The sequence below is a fragment of the Sphingobium sp. PAMC28499 genome (genome assembly GCF_004795815.1).
GTDB classification, from domain to species: domain Bacteria; phylum Pseudomonadota; class Alphaproteobacteria; order Sphingomonadales; family Sphingomonadaceae; genus Sphingobium; species Sphingobium yanoikuyae.
In genome coordinates this window covers 1,968,883-1,981,084 of sequence record NZ_CP039248.1, presented here as the reverse complement: position 1 = coordinate 1,981,084, position 12,202 = coordinate 1,968,883, and the positions used below count along the sequence as shown (strand labels likewise).

The following is a 12,202-nucleotide window of genomic DNA, read 5'->3' as shown; positions in this document are numbered from 1 at the left end:
AGCATTTTCGCCGCAGGGGAAACTGTCGATCGCGCCGCGCTCAGGGCGCCTTGACCTCCAGTTTCAGTTCCTGGATTTCCGCGTCGGCGGTCGGCGCCAGCAACAGGCTGCCCGCCACCCGCCCCTTCTCGCAGGTCCAGGTGAACTTGCCCGACAGATTGCCTGTCGCGCTCAGCGGTGCATCGACCGCGCAGCTACCGACCTCTCCCTTCAACGCCGCCAGGCGCTTGCCCCAATGCACCGCATCGGCGTCCATGAGGAAATTCATCGCCAGATTGTCGCGGGCGGCCAGCACATCGCCCGACGCATAGATGCGCCCCGCCGCGGCATAGCCCTGCGCCAGCAGCGGACTGACCGGCACGTCCCGCGCGATCAGTGCTCCCGCCTTCTGCAACAGCATCGCCGCATCCCAAGCGGCACCCGCCCCGCCATTATAGGTGCGATTGGTGAAGACGAAGATGCCGACACCATAATCCGGCATCAGCATCACATGGCTGCCATAGCCGGGATAGCCGCCGCCATGGGACAGGGTCAGCCCCAGGTCGCAATCCTGCGCGATCCGCATGGCAAAGCCATAGGCCGCGGCCTGGCGGCAGGCGGTCGCCCCGCTCTTGCCGTTGCGCTGGCCAACGCTCATGAAATTGCTGCCCTCCGCCAGCATCCGCACCGATGCCCGGCTGACCGGGCCGCTCTCCGCATCGTCGCGCGGCGGCCAGGCCGACAGCAGAAAGGCCACCCAGCGGGCATAGTCATTGGCACTGGTCTGCAGCCCGCCCATCGCGCCAAAGGCACCGTCGGCCATGTCGGGCTCGCGCTTCCAGCGCCCATCTTCCCAGCGATAGCCGAGCGACCGCCGCGCAACCGGCCATTCGCTCAGTTGATAGCCGCTCGACGCCATGCCCAGCGGCGTCAACAGGTTCTGCTCGACATAGCGGCGATAGGGCATGCCCGAGACATTGGCGATGATCCGCCCCAACAGCGCATAGCCGAAGTTGGAATATTCATAATGGGTCGCCGGCGCGCTGCTCATCGGCACGCCTTGCTCCAGCATCCGGGTGAAGTCCGCGTCGGGTAGCGGCGTCTGCCGGTCACCCCATGGATTATCATCAACAAAGCCCGCGCTGTGCGTCAGCAGATCGCGGATGCGGATGCGCGGACTATCCTTGGTCGCATAGGTCCAGCCACGCATTTCCGGCACATAAGTCTCGGCCAGATCATCGAGCGAGAGCTTGCCCTCCTCCCGCAGCTTCAGGATCGACAGCGCCGTGAACGCCTTGGTCATGGATGCGATGCGGAACAGGCTGTCGGCCGTTACCGGCCGCTTCTGCACCAAATCCTGCACACCAAAGCCCTTCACATGGACCAGCCTGCCATCGGCGACGATGCCATAGACCAGGCCCGGCGCATGGCTATCGACCTGGAAATCGGCAAAGAGACGGTCAATCTCGGGGATGGCAGCGTCGATCTTCCTGGCATCGGCAGCCATGGCCGGCGCGGACAGGATCGACAGAAACCCCGACAGGGTCACCATGCGCACAGCCATGGTCATCATGCGCTCCAATCCTCCACTGTCAGGCCGGGAATATCCGCGAAATCCTTTTCGTTGCGCGTCACCAGCACCATGGCCGACGCCATCGCCTGCGCTCCGATCAACCGGTCGAAACCCCGACGGCGCACCCCCACCAGGCGTACCATCTCGGCATAGGTGCGCGCGGCGGCATCATCGAAGGGCAAGATATTCAGCAGCGCCAGAAATGTATCGACACGCCGCAGGTCGCCGACCGGATCGCTCGAGCCGCGATTGCCGACCCGCAATTCGGCAGCGGTGACAGCGGAAACCGACAGGCGATCGAACTCGGCCGCCATCCGCTCGGCCAGACGGGCGCTCCGTCCGAGCAGGAAATCGATGCAAACATTGGTGTCGAGCAGATAAGCGACCTGCGTCATGCCGCAGACGACGCCGGCCCGGTCCAATCGCGATCACCCTGATCGATATCGCCGCGTCCTTCCGCCATGAAGCCCGCCGACATGCTGCCGAACAGGGACAAAAGGATGTCGCGCTGCTGCCCCTGCTTCCAGAAGGAAAAACTGCCATCGGCATGCGGTATCATGACGACTTCCTCGCCGTCATTCAGGCCCAGACTCTTTGGCAGCCGCAACGCCAGGCTGTTGCCCGACTTGAAGACCTTGGCCCGATATTCTTCGCCCATGGAGAAGCTCCGTATATACGGAGCGTATATACTATTCGGTAAAAGCCGCGTCAATCACGGCGCCGTCCTCGCTCAGCACCACCACATGCATCGGCGCCATGAAGCGCTTGCCGGGCTTGCCCTCGATCGACGGACGCTGCACCTCGATGATGTCACCGGCGCCGAAATTCTCGACCGCGATGATCTCGCCCAGCGTTTCGCCGGTGCTGCTGGTGCAGGGAAGGCCGACCAGGTCGGCATGATAATATTCGCCCTCGGGCAAGGCCGGCAGAGCGGAACGCGGGACGGTCAGCGCCGTGCCACGCAGGGCTTCGGCCGCGCCGCGATCGCCGATCTCGGCAAAGCGGGCCACCGCGCCATTGGGGCCGGGGCGCACCGACTTCAACGTCAATGTGCGCCCCGCCGCATCGAAGCTCTTGTAGCTTTTCAGGGCCTCTGCCCCTTCGCCAAACAGCTTCAGACGGACTTCGCCCGCCACGCCATGGGCACCGATGATCGCGGCCAGGGTGACGGGCTTGTCGGTCAAGAGGATCAGCCCTCAGCCTGCTCGGCAGCGGCTTCCTCGGCGGGAGCGGCTTCTTCAGCGGCCGGAGCAGCGGCAGCGGCAGCGGCTTCGCGCGCAGCTTCTTCAGCTTCGGCAGCCTTGGCGGCGCGGTCTTCAGCGCGGTCCTTGGCCTTCTGGCCCGGCTCTGCCTTCTTCGGGTTGTTGCGAGCAGCGCGCTCCTTCACGCCAGCGGCGTCGAGGAAGCGGGCAACGCGGTCGGTCGCCTGGGCGCCGGCGGCAACCCAGTGCTTCGCACGCTCGACGTCGATGATGACGCGCTTTTCGTCGCCCTTGGGCAGGACGGGGTTGTAGCTGCCGATGCGCTCGATGAACTTGCCGTCACGCGGAGCGCGGCTGTCGGCCACGACGATGCGGTAATAGGGGCGCTTCTTGGAGCCGCCGCGCGACAGACGGATGGAGGTTGCCATGGAACTAGACCTTTCTATTCAAACCAAATTACGGAAATTGCTTATTTCTTCATGAAATTCTGAAAGCCGGGCGGAAGCTTGGGCATGTTGCCGCCCAGGCCACCAAGGCCACCCAGACCCGACAGGTCGGGCGGACCGCCCTGCCCATCCGCGCCGCCCGGACCACCCAGGCCGCCCAATCCACCCATGCCACCGCCGGTGAACATCTTGGCCAGCCCCTTGAGGCCGCCCATCTTGCGGATCTTCTTCATCGCCGTTTCCATTTCCTGATGCATTTTCAGGAGACGGTTGACGTCCTGCACGGTGCGGCCGGCGCCCTTGGCGATACGGATCTTGCGCTTGGCGTTGATCAGCGCGGGCTTCTCGCGCTCCTTGGGGGTCATCGACCCGATCATCGCGTCCAGATGCAGCAGCGTCTTGTCGTTGGCGCCGCTATTGGCCATCGCCGCCTGCGCCTTCTTGAGGCCCGGCAGCATACCGGCCAGCGCGCCCAGACCGCCCATGCGGCGCATCTGGTTGAGCTGGCTGCGCAGGTCGTTCATGTCGAACTGACCCTTGGCCATCTTCTTGGCCAGCTTGTCGGCTTCCTCGGCGTCGATCGTCTCAGCGGCCTTCTCGACCAGGCTGACGACGTCGCCCATGCCCAGGATGCGCTGGGCAACGCGGGCCGGATGGAAGGGCTCAAGCGCATCCAGCTTTTCACCGGTGCCGGCAAACTTGATCGGACGGCCGGTGACCGCGCGCATCGACAGCGCCGCGCCGCCACGGGCGTCGCCGTCCATACGGGTCAGCACGACACCGGTCAGCGGCACCTGCGCGGTAAAGCTGGTCGCCACGTTCACGGCGTCCTGGCCGGTCAGCGAGTCGACCACCAGCAGGATTTCCGCCGGATTGGCGACGTCGGCGACCGCCTTCATCTCGTCCATCAGCGCCTGGTCGACATGCAGTCGGCCGGCGGTGTCGAGCATGACCACGTCGAAGCCCTGCAGCTTGGCCGACTGCAGCGCGCGCTTGGCAATCTCGACCGGCTGCTGGCCGGCGACGATCGGCAGGGTCGCGACATCGATCTGGGTGCCAAGGACGGCAAGCTGTTCCTGCGCGGCCGGGCGCTGGACGTCGAGCGACGCCATCAGCACCTTCTTGCGCTCCTTATCCTTCAGGCGCTTGGCGATCTTCGCGGTCGAGGTCGTCTTGCCCGAACCCTGCAGGCCGACCATCATGATGACGGCGGGCGGGGTCACGTCGATCAGCAGGTCGCTGGTTTCGGCGCCCAGCGTCTCGGTCAGCGTGTCGGAGACGATCTTGACGACCATCTGGCCGGGCGTGATCGAGCGCAGCACATCGCTGCCGACAGCCTTTTCGGTCGCCTGGTCGACGAACTGGCGAACCACGGGCAGCGCCACGTCGGCTTCCAGCAGTGCGACTCGCACTTCGCGCATCGCGGCACGGACATCGTCCTCCGTAAGCGCACCGCGCCCACGCAGCTTGTCGAATACCCCACCGAGACGATCGCTTAGCGAATCGAACATCATCACCTCAATTCGGGCCAAGGCCCGGAAAATCCATGCACCACCCCAAAACGACAAAATCGCCGGCGGGCGAAAACTCGCCGGCCAGCGTCCATTCGATATCCCTCTTGGATATCCTGGAGTCGTCAGGGTTCCAGGACCAGAGTCCCGGATGCAGGGTGCCCCTTAAGCCAAAGCGGCCGCAAGCGCAAGTGCGCTATCCCGCAGCCAGCGCGGCCGCCGCCCCAATGACGATCGCCGTGCGCCCCAGCAACTCGACCAGCAGCAATCGTCCGGCGATCACCGCCAGCCCCCAGCGATAGGCCGGATGCACCGCGCCGCGCAGCCCGGCATCGGCGCGCATCGCGATCCCGACATAGAGCAACTGCATCAGCGTCGCGCAGGCGCCGGCCCATGGCCCCAGCAACGGCATCGGCAATATCCGACCGAATGCCGGCTCCATCATCGCGATGGTCCCGCACAATATCAGCCGCTTGTGCCAGTCGCTCCGCTGCCGCAGCAGGATCGCCGCCAGCGTCAGCGCACCAAAGGCCAGCATGTCGAGCGGTCCCAGCACCAGGAAGATGCCCGGCGGAAAAAAGGGCGGCACCCGCCCCATCTGTACCGCCAGGATCGACGTCGCAATGCCCCAAGGGATCAGGAAACAGGCAAGCCCGGCCGCAACCCAGCCCAACTGGCGATGGAGATCGGTCCGCCGCTGCGCCACCAGCAGTGCCTGCGCCAGAAACAGTAGCGTCCATGCCAGCAGCGACAGCGCATGGACATGCACCCACCAGGGCACGGACGCCACGTCGACATAGCCGCGCAGGGCAAAGCTGCCGAAGCCACCGACCACGGTGACGGCGACCAGCGCCGCCATGCCGGTAAAGATGCGCCGTTCCCGCGCCTGTCGTTCCACTGCACCGATTGCCGTCGCCATTGCGTCGACCTCCCGCTCTTTGGCAACAATAGCGCAGCAACCAGGCCCAATATTGTAAGAAGTCGCCACGTTCCGGCTCGGCGCTTGCGCCGGCCCGTCGTTTGCGCCAGCAAACCCGCCACAGACCGCATAACAGGGGGAGCTTTCTATGAGTTGGACACGTCGCAAGCCGATGGAGGCGATGACGCCCCAGGGAGGCGGCCACAGCATGGCGCGCACCCTGTCCTGGCCGCATCTGCTGGCGCTGGGCGTCGGCGCGATCGTCGGCACCGGCATCCTCACCCTGATCGGCGTCGGCGCCGATCGCGCCGGCCCGGCCGTCCTCATCTCCTTCGCCATTGCCGGCGCGATCTGCGCCTGCGCCGCGCTCGCCTATGCCGAACTGTCGACCATGATGCCGGCAGCGGGCAGCGCCTACAGCTACTCCTATGTGGTGCTGGGCGAGGGCATTGCCTGGATCGTGGGCTGGAGCCTGATCCTGGAATATTCGCTGGTCGTCTCGACCGTGGCGGTGGGCTGGTCGGGCTATGCCGCCCCGCTCCTCACGCCGCTCGGCTTTCCCGAGGCGCTGACCAAGGGGCCGGAGCTTGGCGGCCTCATCAACATCCCCGCCATCTTCATCATCGGCGTCGTCGCTGCCCTGCTGATGTTCGGCACGCGCGAAAGCGCCCGGCTCAACACGCTGCTGGTGCTGATCAAGATCGCGACCTTGAGCCTGTTCGTCTGGGTCGCCCTGCCCGCCTTCGACGCCCAGCATCTCGAACCCTTCATGCCCTTCGGCTTTGCCAAGCATATGGGGCCTGACGGCATCGAGCGCGGCGTGATGGCCGCCGCCGCGATCATCTTCTTCGCCTTCTACGGCTTCGACGCGATCTCGACCGCGGCCGAGGAAGCCAAGAATCCGGACCGTGACCTGGCCATCGGCATCGTCGGCTCGCTGATCGTCTGCACCCTCATCTATGTGCTGGTCGCCGCCGCAGCGGTGGGCGCCATGCCCTTCACCCGCTTCGCCGACAGCCCGGAACCGCTTGCCCTCATCCTGCGCGAAATGGGCCAGGGGTCGATCGCCCGGATCGTCGCGATCGCCGCCGTCATTGCGCTTCCCACCGTGCTGCTGGGCTTTCTCTACGGCCAGAGCCGCATCTTCCTGGTGATGGCGCGCGACGGCTTCCTGCCGCAATCGCTCGCCCGCATCTCGAAGCGCGGCACCCCTGCGCGCATCACCGCCGTCACGGCCGTGCTGGTCGCGGTCATCGCCGGCGTGCTGCCGATCGACCAGATCGCCGCGCTCGCCAATGCCGGCACGCTGATCGCCTTCACCGCGGTGGGCGCCTGCCTGCTAATCCTGCGCCGCCGCGCACCGGACCTCAAGCGCCCGTTCCGCACCCCGGCGGCGACGCTGGTTGGCCTGGGCGCCGTGCTCGGCTGCGCCTATCTGTTCCTCAGCCTGCCGATGAAGACCATCTATGCCTGCCTGATCTGGAACGCGATCGGCCTCGTCGTCTATTTCCTCTATGGACAGAAGCGCGCTGCCGCCGCCCGCTGAGGCATCAGCTTGCTAGAACGAAAAAGCCTCCCGCTGCACCAGCAACGGGAGGCTTTTTCTTGGTCTCGACAGCGCTGCTCAGTGCGCCGCCGACGTGTCCACCGGCCCGCTGGGCTTGGGCGCCAGCCAGACGATCACCGCCGCCGCAAACAGCACCAGCGCGGAGATGAAGAAGACATAGTCGACCGAAATGGCGATCGCCTCCTGCTCCACCAGATTGGAGATGGTCTGGCGGATCTGCTCGGTCGTCATCCCCATGCCGGACAGCGCGCGCTGCGCATCGTCGGGCTGCAAGGCGCCCGCCAGTTCGTTGCGCGACACGCGCTGACTGTCGCTCCACCCGGTCAGCACCAGCGACGTCGCGATCGCGATCGCCATGGTCCGCAGGAAATTCTGCAGGCCGGCCGCCGACGCCGTCTCGCTCGGCGGCACCGACCCCAGGGTCAGCGTCGTCAGCGGGATCATGAAGAAGGGCATGGCAAAGCCCTGCACGAACTGCGGCAGCGCCAGTCCGAAAAAGTCGATGCCGCTGGTCCAGTGCGCCCGCCACAAGGTCATGCAGCCCAGCCAGAAGACCGCGCCCGAAATCATGATGCGCGGATCGACCTTGCCGGTGAAGCGGGCCGCGAAGGGCGCGCTCATCACCGCCGCCATCGCCGTGAAGGCCGTAACGATGCCCGACCAGGTCGCGGTATAGCCCATCGACATCTGCAGCCATTGCGGGATGACCACGATGCTGGAGAAATAGGCGCCGAATGCCAGGGCCAGAGTGAAGACGCCCGACGAGAAGCCGATATGTCGGAACACCCGCAGGTCGACGATCGGATGCTCCTCGGTCAGCTCCCAGATGATGAAGACGATGAAGCCGATGCCGGCCAGGATGGCGAGCGTCAGGATCAGCGGATCGGAGAACCAGTCATGGTCGCGACCGATGTCCAGCATGACCTGCAGGCAGCCGATCCAGAAGATCAGCAGGCACAGGCCGATCTTGTCGATCGGCTGGTGCGCCGTATCGGTCTCCACCGGCCGCAGCATCGCCATCGCCGCGAACACGCACAGCGCCGCGATCGGCAGGTTGATGAAGAAGATCCAGTGCCAGCTCCAATTGTCGCTGATATAGCCGCCAACGATCGGCCCCATGGCCGGCCCCAGCAGCGTCGTCATCGCCCACAGGCCCATGGCGCGCGGTCGCATTTCCGGCGGGAAGATGCGCAGCAACAGGGTCTGCGACATCGGCATGATCGGCCCGCCACAGATGCCCTGACCCAGGCGCGCGGCCACGATCATGCCCAGCGTGGTCGACAGGCCGCACATCATCGAGAAGAAGCCGAAGCCGATCATCGCCCAGATGAAGGTCCGCACCACGCCGAAACGCAGCGCCAGCCAGCCGGTCAGCGGCACGCAGATCGCCTCCGCCACCGCATAGGATGTGATGATCCAGGTGCCCTGGTCGCCGGAGATGCCCAGATTGCCGGCGATATGCGGCACCGAGACATTGGCGATGGTCAGGTCGAGCACGACCATGAAGTTGCTCAGCGCCAGCACCAGCCCGGCAAGCGTGCGGGTGCGCGGCGAGAGCAGATTGAAGGTTTCGGGACCGCTCACGCGCTCGCTCCCTTACTTGCCGGCCAGATCGATCTCGACTTCGGTGGACAAGCCCACGCGCAGCGGATGCTCTGCCAGTTCCTTGGGGTCGAGCGCGATGCGCACCGGCAGGCGCTGGACCACCTTGATCCAGTTGCCGGTCGCGTTCTGCGCCGGGATCAGCGACAGCGACGAACCGGTGCCGCCGGAGAAGCCCACGACCTTGCCATGATAGACGACGTCGCCGCCATAGATGTCGGCCACCACCGTGGCGGGCATGCCCACCTTCACATGGCGCAGCTGGCGCTCCTTGAAATTGGCGTCGACATAGACCTGCGACAGCGGGACGATGCTCATGATCGGGCTGCCCTGCGCGACACGCTGGCCGATCTGGACCGCACGCTTGGTCACAACGCCGTCGATCGGCGCACGGATGATCGTGCGTTCCAGGTCCAGCTTGGCGTCTTCCAGCTTCGCCTTGGCAACCATCACCGCGGGATCACTTTCCTCGGTCGAACCGCGGATCAGCGCATCATTGGCGGCCAACTGGCCGGTGGCGGCATTGCGGGTCGCCTGCGCGGTCTCGACACCGGCACGCGCCAGGTCCAGTGCCGCCTTGGCAGCGGCATAGGATTTGCGCGCCGCGGTGACTTCGTCACCCGAAACCGCGCCGCCCGCGACCAGCGCCTCGCGGCGCTGCAGGTCGATGCGGGCCTTGTCGAAATCGGCCTGCGCGGTCGCCAGCTGGGCACGGGCCTGGACGATGTCGGCGCCACGCGCCTCGACCTGCGCCGACAGCGAACCGCTGGTCGCGCTGGTCTGGCGGAAGCGGCGACGGGCATCGGCCAGATCGGCCTCGGCCTGCTGCAGCGCGATCTGCGCATCGGTCGGGTCCAGCTTCACCAGGATGTCGCCACGCTTCACCGTCTGGGTGTCGGTGACGTTGACCTCGATCGCCTGCGCCGACAGCAAGGGGGTCACCTGGGCGACCTCCGCATTCACATAGGCATTGTCGGTGCTGACATGGTTGCGGCCGATCAGGAAATACCAGGCCGCCCACAGGACACCGACCACCAGCACGGCGATCGCCAGACGGGTCAGCCAGGTCTTGCGGGCATTGCCGCGCTGCTCGGCCAGTTCGGGGGAAGTTTCGGTGGCGGCATCAGCCATTGGGTCGATCCTTGGACTGAGCGTCGCTCGCGGCAAAGCCGCCGCCGAGCGCGCGAATGAGGGCAATATCGAGAGAGAAGGCGCTCGCTTCCAGCTGCGCGACGGACTGACGCGCCGCGAGCAGCTGGTCTTCGACGTTCAGCACGTCGAGATAGGTGGAAAGCCCGCCCTTGTAGCGTTGCTGGGCGACGCCATAGGCATCCTGCGACGCGGTCAGCGCCGCCTTGGCGTCGGTCAGCCGCTGGTCCAGCGTCCGGCGGCTGGTCACGGCGTCGGCTACGTCCTGATAGGCGCCCAGCACCGTCTTGTCATAGCTGGCGACCGCCTCGTCATAGGTCGCGCGCGCGCCACGATACTGGCCGCGCAACTGCCCGCCATGGAAGATCGGCAGGCTGATCGCCGGGCCGGCACTGCCGAACAGCGAATCCTTCTTGAACAGATTGTCCGCGAACGACGTCGAACCGCCCGAAGCACCGGTGCCGGTGAACAGCGTCTCATACCCCAGCGACTGGACGCCGATCAGGGCGCTCAGGCTCACCGCCGGATAGAAGGATGCCCGCGCCACCTTGATCCGGCTGGCGGCGGCCTGCGTCCGGGCCAGCGCGGCGGCGACGTCGGGACGACGCGCCACCAGATTGGTGGTGACGTCCGCCGGCAGGCCCAGTGGCGCCAACTGGCCGATCTGCGGCCGGGTCATCGCCAGGCCACGGTCCGGCCCGGCGCCGATCAGCGCGGCGATCTGATGCTGGCGCAGTTCGATCGCCACGCGGGCGGCCGCCAGTTGCGCCTTGGCCGAGGACACGGTGGCGTCGGCCTGGCGCACGCTGCCGCGCGTTTCCAGGCCATTCTGCCGCCGATCGGCGACCAGCTTCTGGCTGGCCGTGCGGATTTCCAGCGTGCGCTCCTGGATTTCCGCCTCGTCATAGAGGCGGGCCAGGTCGGCATAGGCATCGGCAATCGCGGTGGTCAGCGCCAGGCGCGCCTGCTGCGCGTCGATCTCGGCCGCGCGGGCCTCCGACGTGGCGGCCGCCAGCGACGCCCGGTTCTTGCCCCACAGGTCGATGTCCAGACCAAAGTCCAGCCCGACCTTGCCGGTGCCCAGCCAGCCCTGCGGCACGAAATCCTTGGGCATGCCCATATTATAGCTCTGCTTGGTCACGCCGGCATTGGCCGTGGCGTCGACCGTGGGCAGCAGCGCCGCGCCCGATTGCTGGGCCATCGCCGTCGCCTGGCGAAAGCGCGCCAGCGCCACCGCCATGTCGGGCGAATTGCGCAGCCCCTCCTCGATCAGCGATGTCAGCTGCGGATCGCCATAGGCGCTCCACCAATTCTCGCTGGGCCAGGCAACCGTGTCGGCGCTCAGGCTGCGCCCCGCCTCCACGCTCTGCGGCGCGCGAATCTCGGGCTTGTCGCCCAGATCGGGTATTGAAGCACAGCCGGCCAGAAGCAGCGCTGTCACTGCAATACCGCCGGTGCGAATGGAAAAACTGATGCGACTCACGGACATATCCAAACCGTACCATCCAGTATGAAAATCGCCTTTGCCCCGCCGTACCACCCTTGTCAATATAAATAGCGTACTCTATGGTACGCTTATATGACATGCCCGGAAAAAGCTTTAGCCCCCAGTCGTCGGGAGGCCCGCCGCCTCGACCGGCGCCAGACGATATTGGAGGTGGCTGCCCGGCATTTTCTGGAAAATGGCTATGCCGCGACCAGCATGTCGGCCATCGCCGCCATATTGGGCGGGTCAAAGGGCACGTTGTGGAATCATTTCCCTTCCAAGGAGGAATTGTTTCGCGCGGTTCTCGAAAATGCGACCAGCACCTATCGCGCGCGACTTTCGGAAATATTGGACCCCGGCGGCGACCTCCCCTCGACGCTGCACCGCACCGCGCTCAGCCTGCTCGAAAAGGTGACATCGCCCGAAGCGATCGCCCTGCACCGGCTGATCGCGTCGGAAGGTGGCCGTTTCCCGGAAATGAGCCGCATCTTCTATGAAATGGCGCCCAGCCATACCCGGATGCTGCTTGCCCGCTTCCTCGAAGGCGCGATGGACCGCGGCCAGTTGCGCCGCGACGACCCCGACAAGGCCGCCCGCGTGCTGATGCGCCTGACGACATCCGGCTGCCATGAATTGCTGCTGCTCAGCCAGATCGAACGGGTCACGCCGCAACAGATGGAAAGCGACGCCGCCTTCGCCGTCGACATCTTCCTGCGCGCCTATGGCGCCGAAGGCATGGCGCGTTAACCATTTCTTTGCCGCCAGCTT

General features: G+C 65.9%; 12 protein-coding genes. 2 read left to right on the top strand and 10 right to left on the bottom strand.

The annotated features are described in order from the left end of the window. Window positions 1-40: 40 nt before the first annotated feature. From E5554_RS09600 to E5554_RS09570, 7 genes are all read right to left on the bottom strand, one after another. Entirely contained in the window at window positions 41-1,552 is a 1,512-nt protein-coding gene (locus tag E5554_RS09600) for a serine hydrolase domain-containing protein (protein WP_136186640.1), read from the bottom strand. After that, on the bottom strand, window positions 1,549-1,947 hold the full coding sequence (locus E5554_RS09595; RefSeq protein WP_017501876.1) for a type II toxin-antitoxin system VapC family toxin: 399 nt from the start codon (window positions 1,945-1,947) through the stop codon (window positions 1,549-1,551). Before E5554_RS09595 ends, E5554_RS09600 begins: the two co-directional genes overlap by 4 nt. Further along, window positions 1,944-2,210, bottom strand: a complete 267-nt coding sequence (locus E5554_RS09590) for a hypothetical protein (RefSeq protein WP_004208096.1) — start codon at window positions 2,208-2,210, stop codon at window positions 1,944-1,946. Before E5554_RS09590 ends, E5554_RS09595 begins: the two co-directional genes overlap by 4 nt. Before the next feature lie 31 nt (window positions 2,211-2,241). Beyond that, on the bottom strand, window positions 2,242-2,736 hold the full coding sequence (rimM, locus tag E5554_RS09585; RefSeq protein WP_004208097.1) for a ribosome maturation factor RimM: 495 nt from the start codon (window positions 2,734-2,736) through the stop codon (window positions 2,242-2,244). Between the two features lie 5 nt (window positions 2,737-2,741). Beyond that, entirely contained in the window at window positions 2,742-3,182 is a 441-nt protein-coding gene (gene rpsP, locus E5554_RS09580; protein WP_004208098.1) for a 30S ribosomal protein S16, read from the bottom strand. A 41-nt stretch (window positions 3,183-3,223) separates the two neighbouring features. Continuing rightward, window positions 3,224-4,714, bottom strand: a complete 1,491-nt coding sequence (gene ffh / locus E5554_RS09575; RefSeq protein ID WP_010335520.1) for a signal recognition particle protein — start codon at window positions 4,712-4,714, stop codon at window positions 3,224-3,226. A gap of 193 nt (window positions 4,715-4,907) precedes the next feature. Next, a complete protein-coding gene (locus E5554_RS09570; RefSeq protein ID WP_136186639.1) occupies window positions 4,908-5,630 on the bottom strand; it encodes a hypothetical protein in 723 nt (240 codons plus the stop codon). 148 nt (window positions 5,631-5,778) lie between these two features. Here E5554_RS09570 and E5554_RS09565 point away from each other — a divergent pair, with 148 nt between their 5' ends. Then, complete coding sequence (locus E5554_RS09565; RefSeq protein WP_136186638.1) at window positions 5,779-7,176, top strand: amino acid permease; 1,398 nt, start codon at window positions 5,779-5,781, stop codon at window positions 7,174-7,176. Between the two features lie 78 nt (window positions 7,177-7,254). Here E5554_RS09565 and E5554_RS09560 read toward each other — a convergent pair whose 3' ends face one another. The 3 genes from E5554_RS09560 to E5554_RS09550 are packed head-to-tail and all read right to left on the bottom strand — an operon-like array spanning window position 7,255 to window position 11,437. Further along, window positions 7,255-8,781: a DHA2 family efflux MFS transporter permease subunit gene (locus E5554_RS09560; protein WP_004208105.1), complete on the bottom strand. Its 1,527-nt coding sequence runs from the start codon at window positions 8,779-8,781 to the stop codon at window positions 7,255-7,257. A 12-nt stretch (window positions 8,782-8,793) separates the two neighbouring features. Beyond that, window positions 8,794-9,930, bottom strand: a complete 1,137-nt coding sequence (locus E5554_RS09555; RefSeq protein ID WP_010336804.1) for an EmrA/EmrK family multidrug efflux transporter periplasmic adaptor subunit — start codon at window positions 9,928-9,930, stop codon at window positions 8,794-8,796. Beyond that, window positions 9,923-11,437, bottom strand: coding sequence for an efflux transporter outer membrane subunit (locus E5554_RS09550; protein ID WP_017501881.1), 1,515 nt, complete (start codon window positions 11,435-11,437; stop codon window positions 9,923-9,925). The genes E5554_RS09555 and E5554_RS09550 overlap by 8 nt, the downstream gene beginning before the upstream one ends. 90 nt (window positions 11,438-11,527) lie before the next feature. Between E5554_RS09550 and E5554_RS09545 the strand changes: the two genes are divergently transcribed. Further along, window positions 11,528-12,181 carry a TetR/AcrR family transcriptional regulator gene (locus tag E5554_RS09545; protein ID WP_026109325.1) on the top strand — a complete coding sequence of 218 codons (654 nt, stop codon included), beginning with the start codon at window positions 11,528-11,530 and terminating at the stop codon, window positions 12,179-12,181. Window positions 12,182-12,202 lie beyond the last annotated feature (21 nt).